Here is a 21,291-nt window from a genome sequence, read left to right as displayed (position 1 = left end):
GGAAAAGTCAAGATGGGCAGCAGGTAGGCGAAGCAGCAGGCAGAACGAACCGGTCAGGCCGCTACAGCCACTGGCTCTGCAGAATCAGGTTAGGGTTGGGGCACAGCGCGGCCCATTTTTCCTGCTCCTCGGGCAGTGCCACGCCCGGAAAGTCGCCTGCCAGCCCCAGCATATCGGCAATAACCTGGAAATGCAGATGTGGCGGCCAGTCGCCGTTTTCGGGGGCGGGGCCTACCTCCGTGAATGTCTGGCCCTTCTCGATGACCATGCCGGGCCGCAGCAGCGCGGTTTCGCGGCGGCTCAGGTGGCCGTAGAGGGTATAAAACGTGTCGCCCTCCAGCTGATGCTGCAGAATAACGGTCGGGCCATAGTCGCCGAAGTTGTCGTTGTCCTGCACGCTGTGTACGGTAGCATCCAGCGGAGCCAGCACCGGCGTACCGGCCCGCAGCCACACATCTACGCCCAGATGCAGCGAGCGGGCCGGCACGGCCGGGTCGCCGAACAGGCCGGGGCTGCGGCGGTAGATAATGCGGTTTTCGAGGTAGCCACCCACACCGATGTGGGCCTCCTGGCTGGCCAGCAGCCGCGCTACCAAAGCCTCAAAAGCAGCGGTGTCGCGCAGGTCAGCGTCGCGCAGAAGTGGGTTGGCCGCCGTGAAATCGAGGCGGGCTACATCGGGGGCGTTCAGGTCGACGGGCAGCACCGGGCCGAACTCGTGCTGGTGGCGTTCAAGCAGGTCAGAAAGCATATAGGCAAGGATAAGAGCAGAAACGCGGAAAAGTTCTGCCGGCAACCCGGTTGCCGGCAGAGCGGCCAAGCAGCCGGCGACGACCAGCCGGCCCGGGAAGCGCCCGGCGCTACGCGGGGGCGGGCTTTTGGGCAGGGCAGCGGCGCCAAACGGCAAGATCTTACACGCCGGGTTCCGGCCGCGCAAGCTAAAGCTTCCGCTACAGAATCCCGTACTTTGCAGCCTGTTTCCAGTCCTTAAGTCCCCTAAGCTCTCCACGCCGTCAATGAGTAGTCCATATCTTACGCTTACCGTCGTTGCCCTCACCCAGGAAACCACCGATGCCGTTACCATTCACCTGGAAGCACCCGGCCGCCAGCCCATTGCCAGCGCGCCGGGCCAGTTCCTGACCCTGATTCTGCCCTGCGGACCGGGCGGCAAAAAAGAGCGCCGGGCCTACTCGCTCAGCAGCACGCCCAGCGAAGCGCCGCGCCTGTCCGTGACGGTGAAGCGCGTGGTAGGCGGGCTGGTCAGCAACTACCTGCTCGATACGGTGCGCGTGGGGCAGCAGCTGGAGGCTATGGCCCCGCTCGGCAATTTTACGTTCAGCCCCAACTCTGGTACCGCCCGCTCGCTGGTGCTGGTGGGCGCCGGCTCCGGTATCACGCCCCTGATGAGCATGCTGAAAGCGGCGCTGCGCGATGAGCCCCGCAGCCAGGTACTACTCGTGTACGGCAACCGCAACGAGGAATCCGTGATATTCCGGGAGCAGCTGCGGCAGCTGGAGGCCCAGAGCGGCGGCCGCCTGCAGGTAGAGCACATCTACAGCCAGCCCACCGGCCCGGTAGCGGCCCATCAGCATGTCGGCCGCCTCAACCGCACCATGCTGCTGCGTATTCTGGAGCAGCGCCAGGTGCCGCCGGCCCAGGCCGAGTACTACCTCTGCGGCCCCGAAGGCATGATGGCCGAAGCCCGCTCGGCGCTGGAGCTGCTGGGCGTGCCTGAAAGCCGCATCCGGCGCGAGAGTTTCGTGGCCGCCGCCGATTCGCAGGAAACCGCCGCCGCCCAGCCCACCGGCCACGGCGACGTGTCGGATGCCGACGACGATGGCCAACTGGTGACGCGCACCGTGACCGTGAACTACGAGGGCACGGAGTACCAGTTTGAAGTACAGCCCAGCCAGACCATTCTGGAAGCCGCCCTCGACCTGGACATCGACCTGCCGTATTCGTGCCAGGCCGGCCTGTGCACCGCCTGCCGCGGCAAGTGCCTTTCCGGCAAAGTACACCTGGATGAGCGCGAAGGCCTTTCCGATGCTGAAATGAAGCAGGGCTATGTGCTGGTGTGCGTCGGCCACCCGATGACCCGGGACGTGGTTATCGAAATAGATTAAACAATAGCCCGCCCGAAGCTTTTGATTAAAACCGGCGGCTGGCAGATGCTCCGCGTCTGAGCGTCGGTTTTTCAGCTCTTTCGTGGGAAACGAGGCACCACTCCGCCCGTTTTCCGCGTATCATATGCTCTTATGACGACTACTTCCCTTGATTTGCAGGCCGCTTCTGCTACTGATACCCAGCGCCCGCCCCGGCACTATCTGCCCGAAGACTTTACTGTGACCGACTGGACCGCGCTGGAGCCCTTTTTCGTGGAGCTGCTCGACCGGACCATTGCTTCCGGCCAGGAGCTGGAGCGCTGGCTGCTCGACCGTTCGGAACTGGAATCGGTGCTGAGCGAAGACCTGGCCTGGCGCTATATCCGCATGACCTGCGACACGCAGGATGAAGCGAGCAGCACGGCGTTTCAGTTTTTCGTGAACGAGATAGAGCCCAACGTGGCGCCCTATGACCACGCCCTGAATGAGAAGATGATGGCCTCGGAGTTTCTGCCGGAGCTGGACCCGCAGCGCTACCGCGTGTTTCTGCGCTCGGTGCGGCAGGCGCTGGAAATCTACCGCTCCGAGAACATCCCGCTCAAAACCGACATTAGCACCAAGCAGCAGCAGTACGCCGCCATTGCCGGGGCCATGACCGTGACCCTGGACGGCGAAGAAATGACGCTGCCCCGGGCCGCCGACCTGCTCAAAAGCCCCGACCGGGCGATGCGCGAAGAGGCCTACCGCGCCATTCAGGCCCGCCGCCTCCGCGACTCCGAGCCGCTGGACTCGCTCTACACCGAGCTGATTGGCCTGCGCCACCAGATGGCCCTGAATGCTGACTTCCCCAACTTCCGCGACTATATGTTCGCGGCGCTGGGTCGCTTCGACTACACACCGCAGGACTGTCGCAACTTCCACCAGGCTATCCGCGAAACGGTGGTGCCGCTGATTGACGACCTGGACCTGGAGCGCCGCCAGGACCTGGCGCTGCCCGAGCTGCGCCCCTGGGACCTGGACGTGGACGTGAGCGGCAAGCCGCCCATGCGCCCGTTTGAGACGGGGGAGGAGCTGCTGGAAAAAACCATCACCGTATTCCAGCGCCTCGACCCCTATTTGGGTGACTGCCTGCGCACGATGCGCCAGATGGGCCACCTCGACTTGGAAAGCCGCAAAGGCAAAGCCCCCGGCGGCTACAACTACCCGCTCGACGAAACCGGCGTGCCCTTCATTTTCATGAACGCCACCAGCTCCCTGCGCGACGTCGTGACGATGTTGCACGAGGGCGGCCACGCCGTGCACTCCTTCCTGACCCGCAACCTGCCGCTGGGCGCCGACAAGCACCCGCCATCTGAGGTAGCTGAGCTGGCTTCTATGAGCATGGAGCTGATGAGCATGGACCACTGGGACGTGTTCTTCTCAGACGCCGATGAGCTGCGGCGGGCCAAGAAAACCCACCTCGAAAGCGTGCTGGAAACCTTCCCCTGGGTGGCCACCATCGACAAATTTCAGCACTGGGTGTACGAAAACCCGGAGCATACCGAGGAGCAGCGGCACCAGCAGTGGCAGCAGATTTTCGATGAGTTCAACCAGCGCACCGTGAGCTGGAAAGGACTGGAAGGCTTCAAGCCGTATTTGTGGCAGAAGCAGCTGCACCTCTACGAAGTGCCGTTCTACTACATCGAGTATGCTATGGCGCAGCTCGGGGCCATTGCGGTGTGGCGCAACTACCGCCAGAATCCGCAGGAGGGCCTGGCAGCCTACAAACGCGCGCTGGCGCTGGGCTACACCGCGCCCATCGGCGACATCTACGCCGCCGCTGGCATCCGCTTCGATTTCAGCACTGACTACCTGCGCACCCTCGCCGATTTCGTGCGCGACGAAATGGCCAAGCTGTAGCCGTAAAACGTAAAAAAGCGGCCGGAATATTCCGGACGCCTTTTCCACAACCAACTCAACCAAACAGCTCATAGTGCTGTGCACCATAACCGCTGGTTTGCCCTAAAGAGTTGAATGCGAAGGAGGAGGTTGCACCGGCCCGAAAATTTAATGAAACGTTGTTTCATTCCCGGCACAGAAAAGCCCGCTGCATAGCTATGCAGCGGGCTTTTCTGTGCCGGAAAACTGCCGGCTACTCCTGCAGCTCAAACAGCGGCAGCGGCGTGAGCTGGCCGTACTTGCCGCCCAGGCTCTGTAGCTCATTGCGGTGCAGCTGCAGGTAGTTGTTGAATTGCTTGGCGGCCCGGTCGTACTGCACGCGGTAGCCCACTACCAGCCCGTCGTATTCGCCGATGGTAGCGAAGGTGTTCTGGACGGTGGTGCCGGGTGCCGCCGCGCCGGGTGCCTGCAGGATGCCACGCAGCGAAGTGAGCAGCGAGTCCTGCGCCATATCGTACTGGTCTATCTGCGCCGACTGCATGGTGAGCTGCTGGTAGCGGCGGGCCTGCAGGCGGCTGTTGGCGCGGCTGAGCTGTTGAAGCAGCTGCTTATCGGTGCTGGGGTTGCGCTCCAGCTCACTGATCATCTGGGCGGTGGCCACAATTTTGGCGTCGTCGCTGGCCATCATCTGAGTCCAGCGGGTGTCCACGGAGTCACGCAGCACGTCCAGCTGAGCTTTGGCAGCGGCCGCCGACGCCGGATCGAAGGGCTTGGGGGTGCGGTTGCAGGCGCTGAGCAGCGCGGCCAGCAGCAGCGCCAGCCAGAGGGTGTTTTTCATATGAATACGTAAGAATCGGAAAGACAAGCAGCAGCAAAACGAGGTTCCTCAAAACAGGAAACCTGCTCCGCAAAATGCGAGTGGCGGCCTCTAATCGGGCTATTGGCGACTCCGGGCCCAATAACGGCATTTGCCGTACTTCCGCATAGAGGGGGCGCAGAAAAGTCCTTTGCGTGCTACTGCTGCCCCGAAATCCGGGAATGTCGAGTATGGCTCGTCCTTTTTAGGGAAAGAAATCAGGGTGGGTACCGGCAGGTATCTGGCTTTAAGACAGTGGATTTACGGTAATATAGGCCAACCTCTTTATCATTTAATAACGTATAAAGCCCGGGCAAAGTGCTTATCTTTGCGGCCGGTTTCGTCAAACACTTACCTTTTGCTTACATGAAAAAGAACTACTTCCTGGTGTCTGCGCTGCTGCTGGCGGCTCTCACTTCCCGTGGCCAGGGCACCGAATTGTTTCTCTCCGAGTACATTGAGGGCGCTCATCAGTCAGGTGTGAGCTACAATGGCGGCGTTTCCAACTCCACCGGCAACGAGCGGGCCCTGGAAATCTTCAACCCCACGACTTCGGCCGTCAGCCTGAACGCCTACTCGGTGCGTCGCTATTCCAACGGCAGCGCTACCCCGATTGACGAGGAGCGTTTGATGCGTGCTACGGGTGCCAACACCCTGAACTCGGCGGCTGCTTTCGTGTACGTCAACGGTGAGTCTACTCTGACGGAACTGACTACCAAGGGCAACCAGCGGGGTGGCGTTCCTTACAACGTTAACGGCCCGAACTACATTTCGCAGGGCGGTGCTCCTACCGGCAGCGTAAGCTACTTCAACGGTGACGACGCGCTGGGTCTGGTGCGCTGGACGGGCGGCACAGCCGGCGTTGGCTCGCCGGTATTGGTGGATATCTTTGGCATAATCGGCAACCAGCCGCTGCCTGCTGGCGGTGGCACCGGCACCGGCCAGTGGAGCGGCACCAACCCCGCCGATGCTCCGGTTATCGTGAATGGTGTGAGTGTACAGCCGCTGGTAGCCTCGGCCAACCAGTCGCTGATGCGCCGTCCTTCGGTTTCGTCGGGCACCCGCGTAAACCCCGCAGTTGCTACCTACAACATTGCCGACCAGTGGAAAGCGTATAGCTACGCTTTCCCTCCCGGAGGCACTTCTAACCCCGGCGGCCAGAGCTACTCGCGCCTCGGTGAGCACAACGATTACACCGGCCCCTTCGGCGTATACGGCCCGCTGAAAGTGCTGGAGAAATTCAACAACGGCATCAGCGTATATCCTAACCCCGCCAGCGGCTCGGCTACCATCGAGCTGAAGGACGTGAAAGTAGGTTCCATCGTTATTCTGAACAGCCTCGGCCAGAGCATTTCCGTGAAGCCCCAGGGCCTGACCTCGGAGAAAATCACCGTTGACATTTCGAGCCTGAAAGCCGGTCTGTACTTCGTGCAGTTCGTGTCGAAGGATGGCCAGACCAAGCTTTACAAAGAGCTGCTGGTGAAGTAATTCATCCGTAAGACGGCTTGCGGTTTTTATAGCCGTTGTGCCGCATTCCTCAGTAAAAAGGCTGCTTCTTCGGAGGCAGCCTTTTTTGATTGCAGCTGTTCGGCAAGTCGAGGCCTGAACTGCGCCGGAAGGCTCCGGTGCGGTTGCGTACCTTTGCCGTCGGCAGCCACGGCTGGTTCTGCGTATGCAAAGCGGCCCCGGTTACTCCATTACCCCAACTCTCTGACCTTATGAGCGACGTCACTCCTCTCGATAAAGTAGGCGAATTCGGCCTGATTCGCCGGATTCAGGATACCATTCAACTCAACCAGCCCAGCACCATCCTCGGCATCGGCGACGACGCGGCTATTCTGGCTCCGCCGGCCGGGCAGGAAGTGGTAGTAAGCACCGATCTGCTGGTGGAAGGCGTGCACTTCGACCTCACGTTCTGCCCGCTCAAGCACCTGGGCTACAAAGCCGTGGCCGTAAACGTGTCGGATATTGCGGCTATGAACGCGCTGCCTACCCAGATTGTGGTGGCCCTGAGCATTCCGGCGCGGTTTTCGGTGGAAGCCGTGGAGGAGCTGTACGACGGGATGCGCCTGGCCTGCGAAGCCTACAACGTGGACCTGGTGGGCGGCGACACCACCGGCAGCCGCAGCGGGTTGACCATCGGCATTACGGCGCTGGGCCAGGTGGAGGCCGGAAAAGCCGTGCGCCGCAGCGGCGCCGGGCCCAACGACCTGCTCTGCGTAACCGGCGACCTGGGCGGAGCTTACCTGGGCCTGCAGGTGCTGGAGCGCGAAAAGCAAGCCTGGCAAGCCGACCCCGAAACCCAGCCCGAACTCGCCAAGTATCCCTATGTGCTGCAGCGCCAGCTCCGTCCCGAGGCCCGCATGGACGTGGTGCACGAGCTGCGCGACCTGGGCGTGGTGCCCACCAGCATGATTGACGTGTCGGATGGGCTGGCTTCCGAAGTGCTGCACCTTTGCCAGGCCAGCGGCACTGGGGCCCGCGTGTTCACCGAGAACCTGCCCATTGCCAACCCCACGCTGGAAGTAGCCGAGGAGTTCAGCCTAGACCCCATTATGTGTATGCTCAACGGCGGCGAAGACTACGAGCTGCTCTTCACCGTGCCGCTGTCAGACCACGACAAAATCAAGAACCACCCCGATATCACCATCATCGGGCACATGGTAGACCGCAGCGAAGGCGCCAACCTCATCACCAAAGCCGGCCAGCCCATCCCGCTGCGCGCCCAGGGGTTCAACCATTTTGAGTAGGGGTGTGGAATAGAAACCCTGTCATCCTGAGCAGAGCGAAGGACCTTACCACGCTAGAACGAGTCGTTTCTACGATTGTCGTTCACACGTGATAAGATCCTTCGCTTTGCTCAGGATGACAGGGTTTGTCAGTCTTCCGGGTAGGGGACGTAGACGAAGTTGGTGAACTCCTCGTCGAGTACGAACAGGCAGCAGTACTCGTTCGGGTCGCGGTAGGTTTGCTGGAAAGCTTCGATGCCATCCTGGCCCACGATGCCCTGCTGCACGAACAGCTCCAGGTAGCTGGCAAACACGTGCCACTCCAGGTTCAGCTCGTCGGCGTTGATGAGCAGGCCGCCCAACGGCACCTCCTGGCGGGCAAACACGAAAATGGGATACTTGGAAATATCCCGCTTGCGGATCTGCGAGGAAGCCTCGCTCAGCGTATCGGAAACGGTAGCAAAATCCTTGGTGATGGTGCCGAGGTATTTGCCGTTCAGTTCAGGGTCGTTGGTGTAGTCCATTGGAATTTTTCTTTGTGTCATCCTGAGCGAAGCGAAGGACCTTATCACGAATGAACAAGTAGCATTCGAACAACTCGTTCAGGACTGGTAAGGTCCTTCGCTCCGCTCAGGATGACACGTGGCGCATAGAATGACAGGTGGCGCAGTTAGGTTTCGAGAAAATCCCACGCTGGGTTACCAGTTGCAATCAACACTTCCTTTTTAGCCCGCGTCCAGCCTTTCAACTCTTTCTCTCGCGCAATGGCGGCTTTACTATCAGTGTATTCCTCGAAGTGAACCAGATTGTAGCAGAAGTAACGTCCCGCAAAGGTCTGGTCGGAGCCTCGGTTGGCGTAATGCTGCGCCATGCGGGAAGCGAGGCTATTTGTGATGCCAATGTACAACACTGTTTTGGCTGGGTTGGTGGTGATGTACACATAATAAGGCATGACTTCTGGCAGTAGATCCTGAAAAATACGCTGTCATCCTGAGCGGAGCGAAGGACCTTACCACGTCAGGATTACTACCGGACGGCTCATTCTTGCGTGATAAGATCCTTCGCTCCGCTCAGGATGACAGGTAGGTTACTTCAACTCCAGCAGTACTACATTCTCCACGTGGTGGGTGTGGGGGAACATGTCTACGGGCTGCGCTTTTACCACTTGGTAGGCTTCGTCGAGCAGCTCCAGGTCGCGGGCCTGGGTGCCGGGGTTGCAGCTGACGTAGACGATGCGGGGGGCGCGCATTTCTAGGAGGCGGGCCACTACGTCGGGGTGCATGCCGGCGCGGGGCGGGTCGGTGATGACGACGTCGGGGCGGCCGTGCTTCTGGATGAACTCGGCGTTGAGCACGTCCTTCATGTCGCCGGCGTAGAACTCGGTGTTGGTGGTGCCGTTGATTTCGGAATTGATGTAGGCGTCCTTCACGGCCGATTCCACATACTCCACGCCCACTACGTGCTTGGCCTGCCGGGCCACGAAGTTGGCGATGGTGCCGGCCCCGGTGTAGAGGTCATACACCAGCTCCGAGCCGGTGAGCTGGGCGAAGTCGCGGGTGATTTTGTAGAGGTTGAAGGCGCCGTCGGAGTTGGTCTGGTAGAACGATTTCGGGCCGACGCGGAAGCGCAGGCCTTCCATTTCCTCGTGAATGTGCGGCTCGCCCCGGTAGCACACCACCTCCAGGTCGTGGAAGGTTTCGTTGCCCTTGTCGTTGAGCACGTAGTTGAGGGACGTGATTTGCGGGAACCGCTCGTGCAGGAAATCCAGCAGCGGAAACAGCGCGTCGTGGGCGTAGTAGCACTGCAGAATCACCATCAGGTCGCCGGTGTTGGCCGTCCGGATGATGAGGTTGCGCAGGAAGCCCTCCTGCGTTACGAGGTTGTTGAAGGGCAGCTCGTGCTCCAGGGCGTAGTCGCGCACGGCTAGCCGGATCTGGTTGCTGGGGTCGGGTTGCAGCCAGCAGTGGTTGATGTCGAGAATCTTGTCGAAGCGGCCGGGGGTGTGGAAGCCCAGCACGCGCCGCTCGTAGTTGTGGCCGCTGGCAATCTGCTCGTTGGTGAGCCAGCCGTTGTGGCTGAAGGTGTACTCCAGCTTGTTGCGGTAGTAGGTCTGGTCAGGCGAGGCCTGAATCGGCAGGATCTCGGGCAGGGCTACTTTGCCGATGCGCTGCAATGTGTCGGCTACCTGCTGGTGCTTGAACCGGAGCTGGGTTTCGTAGCCCAGGTGCTGCCACTTGCAGCCCCCGCAGGTACCGAAATGCTCACAGAACGGCTGCACGCGCAGCTCGGAGTACTTGTGGAAGTGCGTGGGCACGGCTTCCAGAAAGTTCTTTTTGGCCTTGGTCACGCGCAGATCCACCACGTCGCCGGGGGCTACCTGCGTCACAAAGATGACCAGGTTCTCGCGGCGCACCAGGCACTTGCCCTCGGCCACCATGTCGGTGATTTCGACTTCGCGGAGCAGCTCCGCCGGGATGTTTTTAACTGATTTCCTCACCCGGCAAAGATAACCACGGATTACAGCGGATTTGACGGATTGGTCGGATTTTGTGGGCGACTGCCTGGAGGCGTTGGGGACGGTCCGGAAGTCCTTGGGCACGATCTGGAAACCGTTGGGCACAGTCTGGAGGTGCTTGGGCACGGCCCGGAAACTGTTGGGCACTGCCCGGAAACCGTTGGGCACGGCCCGGAAACCGTTGGGCACAGTCTGGAGGTGCTTGGGCACGGCCCGGAAACTGTTGGGCACGGCCCGGAAACCGTTGGGCACGGCCCGGGAGTCATTGGGCACGGTCTGGAAGTCGTGGTGAAGCAGGGCTACTAAAAAAGGCGCTTCATCAGAAGCGCCTTTTTTAGGTCGAACGAGGCAGAATCGGCTACAGAATCCGATAAATCCGTCAAATCCGCTGTAATCCGTGGTCCTATTTCACTACTTCGAACCAGCCTTTGTAGGAGCGGCCGCCGGGCAGCTCCAGCAGGTAGTAGTAGACGCCGGCCGAGGCGTTGGCGCCGTCGTAGGTGTTGCGGTAGTCCGTGGCTTTATACACTTCCTTGCCCCAGCGGTTGAAGATGCTGAGCTTGTTGCCGCTGTACAGCTCCACGTTTTTGATGATGAACTGGTCGTTGAGGCCGTCGTTGTTGGGTGTCACCACGTTGTAGAAGGTCAGGTCGTTGGCGAAGTTCACGCAGGCTTCGTTGGAGCTGGAAACCAGCGTGCCCGGCCCCACGGCCTCCACGCGGAAGCACTGGTCGAAGCCGGCGCTGCCCGTGGTGAGCTGCACGCTGGCGGTGCCGGCGCCCACGGTCTGCACCAGCTCGGCGGCCCCGCTACCGGCGCGGCGGTAGATGCGGTATTGCTGCACCGCGAAGCCCTGGTAGGCATTCCAAGTCACGGTTACCTTGCCCTCGTCGCGGCCGGAACCGCCCTCCACGGCCGTAGCCTGGGCCCGGATGGTGGTGTGCTGGGTGCTCAGCAGCTGCGTGCCGCAGGAGTTGGTGAGCAGCAGCTGGTACTCGTAGCTGTTGGCATCGGCGTCCACGCTGTTATCAGCGTAGGCGGTGCTGGAGTTGGCAATGTTGCCGACGGGCTGAAACGGATTGGTGCTGCCCGCCACCCGGCGCCGAATGCTGATCTGGCTGGTGGTGGCGGTGCTGTTGGGGGCCTGCAGCGTCAGGTTGATTTTGCGGTCATCCTGGGCATCAACCGAGGCTACCAGCAGAGCCACCGTGGCATTGTCGGGGCGCACCGTGAAGGTAGCCTCACAGTTGGCGCTGGCCGTGTCGCGCACGGAAATGGTGGCGCTGGTGCTGCCCGCCGGGAAGTCAACCTGGATGGTGCCCGTGCGCTGCCCGCTCACGATGGTGCCGCCTGTCACGGTCCAGCGGTAGCCCAGCAACAACGACGAAGGCCCGATGGAGTACGTCAGGCCGGTGCGGCTTTCGGGGCAGTAGCTGGCCGGACCCGAAATGACCAGAGGCGCCACTACGTTGACGGAGGAGGAATACAGCCGGCCGGCGCAGCCGCTGGCGTTGGTTTCGCGCACCGTCACGGCATTGGGCCCGAGCGTAGATGCCACTACGGTCAGCGAGCTGGAGGTAGTGGCCTGCGGCGTGCCGTTGAAAGTCCAGGCGTAGGTGGAGCCGGGGGCGCCGGGCAGCGAGAACGTAAGGTTGCCCTGGCTGACGCAGGCGCGGCTGGGGCCGGCCACTATCAGGTTGCTAGCCGGCGAAGGCAGCACATTCACGTAGAGCGTGTCGCTCTGGCCCAGGCAGCGGCCGCCGGCCGGGTTGCTGGATTCCGTCACGACCAGCTTGGCCAGGCCGGGCCGGGTGAAGTTCACCTGCACCGTGTTCTGGCTGGAGCTAACCTGCGTACCGCCAATGATCTGCCAGCCATAGGTAGAGCCGTTGGTGAGCTGGGTCTGGTACGTGAAGGGGCCATCGGAAAGGCAGACGGTGAGCGGGCCGGTGGGGCGCTGGGTGAGTAGCTGCTGGTTGACGCGCACCGGAAATACTACCGTATCGGAGGAGCAGCCGAGGCTGTTGAGACGGAAGGCTTTCACGCTGGCCGTGGTGGTAGCCGGGCCCCAGTTGACGGTGATGGCCGCCGTGCCCTGGCCGCTGGCCAGCGTGCCGCCCGTCACGAGCCACTGGTAGGCGGTGCCGCGTGGGGCCCGGATGCTGTAGGCAATGCCCTGCACCGTGGGGCACACCGAAGCCGCGCCCTGAATGCTGTCGGGCAGTGGCCGCGGATTCACCGTGATGCGCACCGTGTCGCGCCCCACGCAGTTCTGGGCCGTGGTGGCCGTCACGACATAGGTCAGGGTGAGGGGCGTTTGGGTGGTATTGGCGGCCGTGAACACCGGGCGGGCCGTGGTGGCGCTGCTCAGGTTGGTGGCCGGGCTCCAGGAGTAGCTGTAGCCCGCCACGGCCGTGGTGCCCAGAATGGCGGTTTTCTGGTCGCAGAGCACTACATCAGCGCCCGCATTCACCACCGGCACCGGATTGACGGTCACGCGTACCGTGGCAGTGCTCACGCAGCCCTGGGCCGTAGTGGCCGTGAGCGTGTAGGCGAAAAGCTGCGGGGTAGTGCCGGTATTGGGGAGGGAGAAGGTAGGGTTGGCCGCCGAGGTGCTGCTCAGGCCCGCCGCCGGACTCCACGAGTACGTGTAGCCGGTGAGGGCCGCAGCGCCCAGCGTGGTGGTTTCGCCGGAGCACACGGCGCGGTCGGGGCCGGCCGTGGCCACCGCCGCGGGGTTCACCGTAATGCGCACCGTATCCCGGTTCACGCAGCCGCTGGGAGTAGTGGCCGTCAGTATGTAGGTGCTGACAATGGGAGCCGTGGTGGTGTTGGCCAGGGTGATGGTAGTGAACGGTACTACGGGCGAGAAGATACCGGTGGCGGGGCTCCAGGCGTACGTGGTGCCCGTGGGGTTGGTGGTGACGGTGGCCCCGATATTTACTCTTTCGCCGGAGCAGAATGCCTTATCCGGGCCAGCCTGCGCATCGGGCCTGGGGTTCACGGTCACGGTCACCGAGTCGCGGGCCACGCAGCCCAGGGCGGAGGTGGCCGTCACGTAGTACGTGTAGGTCTGCGGCGTCGAAGTGTTGTTGGCCAGCACGAAAACCGGCTGCGCCACCGACGTATTGCTCAGGCCAGTGGCCGGGCTCCAGGAGTAGGTATACCCGGCCAGCGCTGCCGTGCCCAGCGTGGTGCTTTCGCCCGGGCAGGTAGCTGCCGGCGTACCGGCATCGGCCACGGCGGCTGGGTTTACGGTTACAGTCACCTGGCGCGTGGTGGTGCAGGTGCCATCCGAAGTAGAAACGCTGTAGGTAGTGGTGGCCGCCGGGCTGACCGTAATAGTGCTGCCGGTGAAGGTCTGGCCGGTGCTGGAGGTCCACTGGTAGGTGGTGCCGCCGGTGGCAGTGAGGGTGGTGGAGCCGCCGGGGCAGATGGCGGCGGTGGTCGGTGTCACGGCCAGCGCGCCGGCGGGCCGCACATCAATGGTGCGCACCACCGAGTCGGTGGGGCAGCCGAACGCCGAAATACCGCGCAACACTACCCGGCCGGCACCCGTGCCGTTCCAGAGCACCTGCACCGAGCTGCCGGTGCTGGCGCCCTGAATGATGCCGCCCGTTACGCTCCACTGGTAGGCCGTGGCCGATGGGCCGCCCGCCGAGTAGGTGCGGGCCACGCTCCGGTCGCAGATGATGGAGTCGCCGCTGATGCGGTTCGGGCCGATGGCGCGGGTCACCAGAATCTGGAAGACGTCGGCCACGGTTTTGGAGCCGCAGGCCACGTCCGAGGCCGTAATGACTACATCGTAGGGAGTGGCGCGGCCGTTGCCGCACTGGCTGTTGAACACGAACTGGCCGTTTACGCTGCCGTTGCCCTGCACCGTGGCGCTGCCCGTGGGCGCCCCCGGCAATACCGTGCCCTGGCTGCCGCCAAACGTGGCGTTGAACGGTCCGCTGCCATCGAGCAGCACACTGTTGGCGCGCAGGTTAATCGGGTTGCCATCCGGGTCAGTCGCTGCCAGGTTGAAGCTCACCGACTGCCCTTCTTCGATGGTGAACAGGCGAGGCTGAGTGGTGGTGGCGGGCGTAAACTGCGGCGAGTTGTTGGGCGAGCAGGTGCGCGAAACCAGCTGAATTTCGCGCCGGGTAGAGCCTATCAGCACCTCACTGCCGTTGATAGTGCGGTACTCCTTCACTTCCACGGCCACCACGTAGCGCCCCACCCGCGACGTGGCGTAGCGGCTGATACCGTTGCTGGCATTGAGAAAAGCGTAGTTGCCGGGGCCGGTGCCAAACGGGTTGGTGGCCGAGTAGCCGCCGGTAGGCGCATAGGTAACTGAGGGGGGTGGCGGTGTAAAGCTGACGATAGCGCCCTGGGGCCCGTTGTAGGGCGTGCTGAACGAGTAAATCAGCCGGTCACCATCGGGGTCCACGGCGTTGTTTACCAGAATGCTGGTGTCGCCCTGGCAGATAACCACTACAGCCGTATCCGAGAAGGTGGGGGAGGAGTTGGGCAGCAGCGGCGGCGCCATTTCCACGTACAGCGTCTGGTTCTGGTTGCTGGGATTCTGCAGGTTATCGATGTTGAAATTGCGCGTTCCGTCGGTATACACGGCGTAGTAGCCATCAAACGACACCGGCAGATTCACGATGGCCTCGTAGCGGGCCAGGCGCACGGGCGGTACTGACCCGGCCGGAATGCTGCAGCCACCCGGCTGGGGCGGCGTGATGCTGGGGTTGGAAATGCGCGGCAGCCGGAACGTGCCGGCCGGCTGCTGGTCGTTTTGAACCGGGTTTTGCAGTGTGGGGCAGCTGATCTGGGTGCAGGGGAAGCTGTTGGAGCCCTGGCTGCTGAGAATGCGCTGGCCGGTGGCCTTGTTATACAGGTTCAGGAAGATGTTGCAGCGCCCATCCGGCACGTTCGACTGCGTGGCCGAGGAGCCGCCGCCGGCCGGGGGGCACTCCCAGTTGAGGTAGATAAATACCGTGATGCGGTAGCGGAAAGGCGTACCCACGGGGCCGTTGGCGTCGAGATATTCGTATTTCATCTCGCCTCCCAGCAGGTGGGAAGCCATTGCCGGCCCCGGGCGTAGCCCCGTCAGCAACAGCAGCAGGAATACGGCGCGGAGTAAAGTTTGGCGCATAAAAAAGAAGTAGGAAAGGAGAGAGGAGGAGCCAGGGAAACCCGGCTAGGGCAACGAAAAAACGGAGTAGCCGTGGGACGCATTAGCCGCCCACGGCTTCTTCAGCAGAAGCTAGTCGCGCTGCACGCGGCGCACGGCAGTCTGGCCCTGCGCATCCTGCAGGCGCACCACATACAGGCCCCGCGGCAGCGCCGACAGGTCCAACTCGGCGTCCTGGGCCGGGCTCAGGCGCACGTTGCTGGTAAGCACCGTGGCGCCCAGCACGTTGTGCACCGTTATGGCGTAAGCGCCGGCTGCGGCCGGGTCGGGCAGGCGCAGGTGCAGACGGCCATCAGTGGTGGGGTTGGGGAAGATGCTCAGCGACGGCAGCGTGCGGGCTTCTGCCGTCGACTGTACCTGGGTCACCAGCACCGAGTAGTCCTCCGTTTCGGAGTTGTTCTGGTTGATCTGGCAGGGATTGGGCGTGGGCAGATTACTCAGGCGCACCATCACCCGCATGCGCGTAAAGCCCACTGAGCCGGGCGTAGAAGGCACCGTGAAGCCGGCCGTGAAAACAGGAGATGCCGTGACACTGCTGGAAATCTGCTCGGAGGTTTCAAACGTGCCGTTGCGGTTCCAGTCGACCCAGGCCCACAGCACGTGCTGCAGGTTGCCATTCACGGTCATATCCAGCGAGGTATTGGCCCCCTGGTACATCGTAATCACCTTGTCCACGTAGTTGCCGTAGCCGCCGGCACTGGCCGCCGAAGGGTTGGCAAAATCCTGCGTGGCACTGCGGCGCACGGCCACGTTGGTCAGCCAGATATTGGGCGTAGTGCCCGTAGCGGTGCAGTACTGTACGCAGGGCTGCATCAGCACCACGGAGTTGGTTTTGGTGAGCGTGTTGGTGCCGAAGGTGTTGGTGGTCGTGAGCGTGACGCTGAAGGCGCCGCCGGCCGTGTACTGATGCGAAGGGTTCTGCAGCGTGCTGGTGGCCCCATCGCCAAACTCCCAGAACCAGCTGGTGGGGGCGTTCTGGCTTTGGTCGGTGAACTGCACCGGGTTCTGGCAGGCGCCCAGCACATAGTTAGAGGCAAAGGCCGAAACCGGCGGGTTGATATTGGCCCGCACCGTCACGGTGTAGTCTTCCACCTGGCCCAGCTGCGGCGCCGCACAAGGCCCCGCGGCCCCGCCCACAAAGTCCGACAGTACCCGCAGGCGCAGCGGCACGTTTTTCACCGCCGCGCCCGGAATCAGGACGCTGCCCGTTGGGTTCACGCGGTTCAGGGCCGTAAACAGCAGCTCGTTGCCGGTGAAGGCGCCGTCGTTGTTCAGGTCCAGCCAGATACGCGTGTCCTGGGGGTTGGTGCCCGTGGTGAGGCTCAGAGCATAGGAGTTGCCTTCGGTGAGCTGCACGCGGCGGCCACAGGTGAAGTCTTCGTAGCCGGCCTGGCCGTTTTGCGACGAGCTGGTGAGCGTACCCAGCGTAAACTGCGTGATGCCGTAGCCGCAGCAGAAGGCCGTGGTGGCCGGCGAGCAGGTAGCGGCCACCGGCACGGCATTGTCATATACGATGTAGTCCGTGCGCGTCCGTGCGTTGGTGCCGGCCGGGTTGGTGGCCGTGAGCGTAACGGTGTAGGTGCCGGGCGTGGTGTAGCAGTGGCGCGGGTTCTGTTGGGTGCTGGTCGTGTTGTCGCCGAAGTTCCAAAGCCAGCCGGTAGGGGCGTTCTGCGTCAAATCGGTGAACTGCACGCAGCCCGAGCAGGTCTGGGTGGCGTCGGCGCCGAAGTCGGCTACGGGAGCTGCTGCGTTGGCCTGCACCGTCACGGCATAGTCCTCGGTCTGCGAATACTGCGGCGTGGAGCAGGGCGTCGGGAACGGGGCATTCACGTAGTCGGCAGCTACGCGCAGGCGCAGGGCCGTATTGAGCACGGTGCCCGTTGGAAGGGAGATGGTGCCGGTGTGCGTGCGTGCCGCGTTAGAGCTGAAAATCAGCTCAGTTGTTGGGTTCAGCGTGCCATCGTTGTTCAGGTCGAGGTACACCCGCACATTCTCATTGGCGTTGGCATTGGTCCGGATGCTGATAGAGTAGCTCTGCCCCACCGTAAGGGTAGTTCCGAGGGTACAGGCGTAGTCGCGGAAACCTTCCTGCACTCCGGCGGTGGTGTTGTTGATGGAGCCCAGCGTGACGTTCAGAATGCCCATTCCGAAGGCAAAGCTTGATGAAGGGGCTGAACCCGGCGTGCAGGTGCTGACCGCGGAAGGGCACTGCGCCCACACTGCCGGCGCGAGCAGCACAAGCAGCAGCAGAAAGCAAGCCCGAAAAAAAGGCGCACTGCGCCGAATACGTAAAGTTGGGGTCATAGACGAGAGCAAGAAGGTGCGCGGTGTGAGAAAAGCGAAGGTAGCGACGAAACGGGGTCAGAATGCAATTTTTAGCACCGACAATCCAATATATGAGAAGATTAATTAATGTCCGCAAATAATCTGTGCCCTGCGGTTTTATACCGGTGTCCTGACGCTAAATAGATAATTTTGTGGGCGGCCCGTCAGGGCGTAGCGCAATCAGTTATTTCAGATGAAAAATAAAGTAGTACTAATTACGGGCGGCACCTCCGGCATCGGGCGGGCCTGTGCCGTGGCTTTCGGGCAGGCAGGGGCCCATATCGTTGTCACGGGCCGCGACGAGAAGCGCCTGCAGGAAACCGCCCGCCACCTAGCGGACCTCGGCATCCGCCATCACACCGTGCGCGCCGATGTAGGCGTAGCCGCCGACTCGGAGCGGGCCGTGCAGGAAACCATTGCCACTTTCGGCCGGCTGGATGTGCTGCTCAACAATGCCGGCATCAGCATGCGCGCCCGGTTTCAGGACGTGGACCTGAGTGTGATTGAGCGCCTGATGCAAACCAACTTTTTCGGCACGGTGTATACCACCAAGTTTGCGCTGCCACACCTGCTGGCCAGCAAGGGCTCAGTGGTGGGTATCAGCAGTATAGCCGGGTACCGGGGGCTGCCGGGCCGCACCGGCTACTCGGCTTCCAAGTTTGCCATGCACGGCTTTTTGGAAGCGCTGCGCACTGAGCTACTGCCGCAGGGCGTACATGTGCTGCTCGCCTGCCCCGGTTTCACAGCTTCCAACATCCGGCAGGTAGCGCTGGCCGCCGATGGCTCCGCCCAGGGTGAGTCGCCGCGCGACGAACAGAAGATGATGAGCAGCGAGGAAGTGGCCGGGTACATTCTGGAGGCCGTGCGCCAGCGCCGCCGCGACCTGGTGCTCACCGGGCAGGGCAAACTCACGGTATTCCTCAACAAGTGGCTGCCGTCCCTCACCGACAAGCTGGTGCTCCGTCACTTCCGCAAAGAGGAAAAGGACTTCGAGGTGTGAGTGATGAAGTGAATGGTGATGGGGTGATGTGGTAAATGGTGACAGGCAATAGGTAACAAGACCGTCATTCCGAGCGAAGCCGAGGAATCTTGCTAGTGTAGTAAACAATAGCACCACAACCTCAGCCCGCGAGATTCCCCGGCTGCGGCTGCGCCTTCACTTGGAATGACGTGCTGCTTTCACCCCATCACGATTCACCTCATCACTCCATCACCTCATTACCCAATCACTGCACCAGCAGCAGGTCCTGCGTGCGGATGTACGCATCCTGGCCCTGCCAGTGTACGCGGTACCAGGTATCCTGCCTGCCCTCTACTACCAGCCGGTCGCCGGCAGCAGCGGTGGTGAGCCAGGTAGCACCCGCACTGGGGCCGCTCATAAGGGCAGCTCGCGGGCGGGCCACCAGAGCTTCCTTCTCCATGCCGAGCAGGTTCAGGTAGGCTCCCGTGAGAAGCAGATAGGCCCCGTAGGCGGTCCACCAGCCGCGGGAGAGGGTGCGGCGGCGAACCAGCAGCAGCGTGCCACCCACCACAGCCCCGATCAGCAGGCTCTGCAGCCCAGGATAATAGTAGCGCCGAAAAGTAAGCTGCAGGTCCTGGCGCCAGTTTTCGGGGTAGCCGGTCAGGCGGTTGTCGCGGGCAAGAGCGGCCATTTTGCGCCAGGTAGAGAGGCGTGGCTGCCGGGCCTGCGCCATGCTCAGGTAATACAGGGCGGCCGGATAGTGGCCCAGGCCTTCCTGCACATACGCCATGCGCAGCAGCATCTGCGGCGAAACCTGCTGCTGCTGGTGCAGAATGCGGCGGTAGAGCTGGTAGGCGGGCATATAAGCGCCGGTCACGAAAGCAGAGTCAGCCCGAATCAGCTCGGGAATAACTTTTTGGGCCGTAGCTAGTTGAGAAACCAGCGCCCAGAAAAGAAAAAAAAGAGGGAGTTTTTTCCGCAAAACGTTTGGAGCGTAGAACGCAGCCCGCTACTTTTGTGCCACAATCAGCCAATCAGACGCGTTTCGGCTGCAAGGTAATTGATTCTGTAGCTCAGCTGGTAGAGCAATACACTTTTAATGTATGGGTCCTGGGTTCGAATCCCAGCGGGATCACACAAGCGAAAAAGCCGCCAACTCTTCCGGGAGTTGGCGGCTTTTTTCATGACAGGTCGGGTGCTTTAGAAAAACTTTCGCAGCGCCCATAAGCTCCAGACGATTACCATCAGCCCCACGCCTATAAACATCCAGCGTACGGGCAGGCGGCCGGCCAGACGCGCCGCTAGAGGAGCAGCGGCCACGCCGCCCACAATCAGGCCCAGCACTATCTGCCAGTGCGAGATGCCCAGCGTGGCAAAAAACGTGACGGCGCTGGCAAACGTGACGAAAAACTCCGTGACGCTCACCGAGCCAATGACGTACTGCGGCGTGCGGCCCCCGGCAATGAGCGTGCTGCTCACCAGGGGCCCCCAGCCACCGCCCCCGAACGAATCCAGAAACCCGCCCGCGGCGGCCAGAAACCCCAGCCATTTGTGCTTTTTGCGCGGGCCCGGCTTGGAAAAAGCTTTGCTGATAATGCGCAGCCCCAACAGCAGCAGGTACCCGGCCAGCAGCGGCTTCACGTACCCGGCATACGTTTCGCCGAAGGTGGCCAGCAGATAGGCCCCCAGGATGGCGCCCAGTACGCCCGGAATCAGCAATGCCTTAAACAGGCGCTTGTTGACGTTGCCGAAGCGGTAGTGATGGTAGCCGGACGCGCCGCTGGCAAACATTTCGGCGGTATGAATGCTGGCACTCACGGCCGCCGGGGCAATGTTCATGCTCATAAGGCTGATGGCCGTGACCACGCCGTACCCCATGCCCAGCAGCCCGTCGATGAGCTGCGCCGCGAAGCCGATGCCCACGAAAATGTAGAACGTGTCGGCGTTGCGGGCTACCTCCCAGGCCTGCTTCCAGGTGAAATAATGGGAGAGGATGCTGAAGATCAGCAGCAACCCAAACGCCAGCAACGACCAGGTAGCCAGGCGCCGCCACCGGGCCGCAGCCGGCGACTCGTAGGGCGGCCCGCCGGTCAGCTCGGCCGTCACGGCATTCAGCGACCGGACCTTCTGCGTGAAGTCGCCGCCCACTTTCTCCCCAATGATGGACATGCGCTGCAAAATATCGTGCAGCTCATGAGGCAGGGTAGTGGTCAGCATTTCGCGCAGCCGCCGGGCAATGGTGGCCGACTTGCCATTGGTACTGATGGCAATCTTCAAATCGCCTTTCTGCACAATCGAGCTCATGTAGAAGTCGCAGGCATCGGGCATATCGGCTACGTTGCACAGCAGGCGCTGGCGGGTAGCAGCGGCTTTCACGGCCAGATTCACCTGCTGGTCGTTGGTGGCCGCAATGATGAGGTCGTGGCCAACCAGGTCGGTGGGCTGGAAGGGCTGCTGGCGAAGCTGTACCAGAGGGTGGCGCGCGGCCAGGGCCCGCAACTCAGGCGAAAGCCACGGCGCCACCACCGTCACGGGCGTGGCCGGACTGTTGAGTAGGATGGCGGAGAGCTTCTCGCCGGCGGCCCGCCCACCGCCCACCAGCAGCACATGCAGCTGCTCTAGTCTGAGGAAGACGGGAAAGAGGCGGTTGGTGCTGGCATCAGGCTGCGGTCCGGAGAGGCGCTCGGCGGAGTTGTCGGCGGTTTTCATGAGGCAGCGACTAAAGCAGGAAAGGAAAATAGAGAAA

The 21,291-nt window shown here is 62.2% G+C and carries 15 protein-coding genes and 1 tRNA gene; 7 read left to right on the top strand and 9 right to left on the bottom strand.

Annotation, left to right across the window (positions count from 1 at the left end; translation table 11 throughout):
* Nucleotides 1–61: 61 nt before the first annotated feature.
* On the bottom strand, nt 62–748 hold the full coding sequence (locus BUE15_RS10000; RefSeq protein WP_073284002.1) for a peptidoglycan DD-metalloendopeptidase family protein: 687 nt from the start codon (nt 746–748) through the stop codon (nt 62–64).
* 265 nt (nt 749–1,013) lie between these two features.
* On the opposite strand from BUE15_RS10000, the gene BUE15_RS09995 reads away from it, so the two are divergent.
* Both BUE15_RS09995 and BUE15_RS09990 read left to right on the top strand, forming a co-directional pair.
* A complete protein-coding gene (locus BUE15_RS09995) occupies nt 1,014–2,120 on the top strand; it encodes a ferredoxin--NADP reductase (RefSeq protein WP_073283999.1) in 1,107 nt (368 codons plus the stop codon).
* A gap of 132 nt (nt 2,121–2,252) precedes the next feature.
* Nucleotides 2,253–3,998, top strand: coding sequence for a M3 family oligoendopeptidase (locus BUE15_RS09990; RefSeq protein ID WP_073283996.1), 1,746 nt, complete (start codon nt 2,253–2,255; stop codon nt 3,996–3,998).
* A gap of 232 nt (nt 3,999–4,230) precedes the next feature.
* Here BUE15_RS09990 and BUE15_RS09985 read toward each other — a convergent pair whose 3' ends face one another.
* On the bottom strand, nt 4,231–4,815 hold the full coding sequence (locus BUE15_RS09985) for a hypothetical protein (protein ID WP_073283993.1): 585 nt from the start codon (nt 4,813–4,815) through the stop codon (nt 4,231–4,233).
* A 384-nt stretch (nt 4,816–5,199) separates the two neighbouring features.
* On the opposite strand from BUE15_RS09985, the gene BUE15_RS09980 reads away from it, so the two are divergent.
* Both BUE15_RS09980 and thiL read left to right on the top strand, forming a co-directional pair.
* Nucleotides 5,200–6,321, top strand: coding sequence for a T9SS type A sorting domain-containing protein (locus BUE15_RS09980; protein WP_073283991.1), 1,122 nt, complete (start codon nt 5,200–5,202; stop codon nt 6,319–6,321).
* Nucleotides 6,322–6,551: 230 nt separating this feature from the next.
* Nucleotides 6,552–7,583 (top strand): thiamine-phosphate kinase, encoded by a 1,032-nt coding sequence (thiL, locus tag BUE15_RS09975; protein ID WP_073283989.1) that lies wholly within the window; start codon nt 6,552–6,554, stop codon nt 7,581–7,583.
* Between the two features lie 128 nt (nt 7,584–7,711).
* Here the strand turns inward: thiL and BUE15_RS09970 are convergent, their stop codons facing one another.
* From BUE15_RS09970 to BUE15_RS22565, 5 genes are all read right to left on the bottom strand, one after another.
* The gene (locus BUE15_RS09970) at nt 7,712–8,107 is read right to left on the bottom strand and encodes a hypothetical protein (RefSeq protein ID WP_244535930.1); all 396 of its coding nucleotides are present in this window, start codon (nt 8,105–8,107) and stop codon (nt 7,712–7,714) included.
* Between the two features lie 125 nt (nt 8,108–8,232).
* A complete protein-coding gene (locus BUE15_RS09965) occupies nt 8,233–8,502 on the bottom strand; it encodes a GIY-YIG nuclease family protein (RefSeq protein ID WP_317614840.1) in 270 nt (89 codons plus the stop codon).
* Between the two features lie 147 nt (nt 8,503–8,649).
* Nucleotides 8,650–10,059: a 23S rRNA (uracil(1939)-C(5))-methyltransferase RlmD gene (rlmD, locus tag BUE15_RS09960; RefSeq protein WP_073284179.1), complete on the bottom strand. Its 1,410-nt coding sequence runs from the start codon at nt 10,057–10,059 to the stop codon at nt 8,650–8,652.
* Nucleotides 10,060–10,480: 421 nt separating this feature from the next.
* A complete protein-coding gene (locus BUE15_RS09955) occupies nt 10,481–15,220 on the bottom strand; it encodes a T9SS type B sorting domain-containing protein (protein WP_073283980.1) in 4,740 nt (1,579 codons plus the stop codon).
* A 111-nt stretch (nt 15,221–15,331) separates the two neighbouring features.
* Nucleotides 15,332–17,404, bottom strand: coding sequence for a GEVED domain-containing protein (locus BUE15_RS22565; RefSeq protein ID WP_073283977.1), 2,073 nt, complete (start codon nt 17,402–17,404; stop codon nt 15,332–15,334).
* Here BUE15_RS22565 and BUE15_RS22335 point away from each other — a divergent pair.
* Nucleotides 17,397–17,672, top strand: coding sequence for a hypothetical protein (locus BUE15_RS22335; RefSeq protein ID WP_244535929.1), 276 nt, complete (start codon nt 17,397–17,399; stop codon nt 17,670–17,672). The two genes, BUE15_RS22565 and BUE15_RS22335, sit on opposite strands and share 8 nt — an antisense overlap.
* 105 nt (nt 17,673–17,777) lie before the next feature.
* Nucleotides 17,778–18,584: an SDR family oxidoreductase gene (locus BUE15_RS09945; protein WP_073283974.1), complete on the top strand. Its 807-nt coding sequence runs from the start codon at nt 17,778–17,780 to the stop codon at nt 18,582–18,584.
* Nucleotides 18,585–18,810: 226 nt separating this feature from the next.
* Here BUE15_RS09945 and BUE15_RS09940 read toward each other — a convergent pair whose 3' ends face one another.
* On the bottom strand, nt 18,811–19,407 hold the full coding sequence (locus tag BUE15_RS09940; RefSeq protein ID WP_073283971.1) for an SH3 domain-containing protein: 597 nt from the start codon (nt 19,405–19,407) through the stop codon (nt 18,811–18,813).
* A gap of 200 nt (nt 19,408–19,607) precedes the next feature.
* Here BUE15_RS09940 and BUE15_RS09935 point away from each other — a divergent pair.
* Nucleotides 19,608–19,680, top strand: a tRNA-Lys gene (locus BUE15_RS09935).
* 65 nt (nt 19,681–19,745) lie between these two features.
* On the opposite strand, the gene BUE15_RS09930 is transcribed toward BUE15_RS09935, so the two are convergent.
* Nucleotides 19,746–21,254, bottom strand: a complete 1,509-nt coding sequence (locus BUE15_RS09930; RefSeq protein WP_073283968.1) for a TSUP family transporter — start codon at nt 21,252–21,254, stop codon at nt 19,746–19,748.
* Nucleotides 21,255–21,291 lie beyond the last annotated feature (37 nt).

The sequence above is a fragment of the Hymenobacter psychrotolerans DSM 18569 genome (assembly GCF_900142395.1).
In the GTDB taxonomy this organism is placed as follows: Bacteria; Bacteroidota; Bacteroidia; order Cytophagales; family Hymenobacteraceae; genus Hymenobacter; species Hymenobacter psychrotolerans.
Note: the sequence above shows the minus strand (reverse complement) of the source record. Positions and strands in the feature narration are given on the sequence as shown.

Bases quoted from the DNA above. Each gene is read 5' to 3' on its own strand.
- BUE15_RS09980 (WP_073283991.1), top strand. From the start codon at position 5,200: ATGAAAAAGAACTACTTCCTGGTGTCTGCGCTGCTGCTGGCGGCTCTC.
- BUE15_RS22335 (WP_244535929.1), top strand. From the start codon at position 17,397: ATGCCCATTCCGAAGGCAAAGCTTGATGAAGGGGCTGAACCCGGCGTG.
- BUE15_RS09990 (WP_073283996.1), top strand. From the start codon at position 2,253: ATGACGACTACTTCCCTTGATTTGCAGGCCGCTTCTGCTACTGATACC.
- BUE15_RS09995 (WP_073283999.1), top strand. From the start codon at position 1,014: ATGAGTAGTCCATATCTTACGCTTACCGTCGTTGCCCTCACCCAGGAA.
- BUE15_RS09940 (WP_073283971.1), bottom strand. From the start codon at position 19,407: ATGCCCGCCTACCAGCTCTACCGCCGCATTCTGCACCAGCAGCAGCAG.
- BUE15_RS09970 (WP_244535930.1), bottom strand. From the start codon at position 8,107: ATGACACAAAGAAAAATTCCAATGGACTACACCAACGACCCTGAACTG.
- BUE15_RS10000 (WP_073284002.1), bottom strand. From the start codon at position 748: ATGCTTTCTGACCTGCTTGAACGCCACCAGCACGAGTTCGGCCCGGTG.
- BUE15_RS09985 (WP_073283993.1), bottom strand. From the start codon at position 4,815: ATGAAAAACACCCTCTGGCTGGCGCTGCTGCTGGCCGCGCTGCTCAGC.
- BUE15_RS09930 (WP_073283968.1), bottom strand. From the start codon at position 21,254: ATGAAAACCGCCGACAACTCCGCCGAGCGCCTCTCCGGACCGCAGCCT.
- BUE15_RS09955 (WP_073283980.1), bottom strand. From the start codon at position 15,220: ATGCGCCAAACTTTACTCCGCGCCGTATTCCTGCTGCTGTTGCTGACG.
- thiL (WP_073283989.1), top strand. From the start codon at position 6,552: ATGAGCGACGTCACTCCTCTCGATAAAGTAGGCGAATTCGGCCTGATT.
- BUE15_RS22565 (WP_073283977.1), bottom strand. From the start codon at position 17,404: ATGGGCATTCTGAACGTCACGCTGGGCTCCATCAACAACACCACCGCC.
- BUE15_RS09945 (WP_073283974.1), top strand. From the start codon at position 17,778: ATGAAAAATAAAGTAGTACTAATTACGGGCGGCACCTCCGGCATCGGG.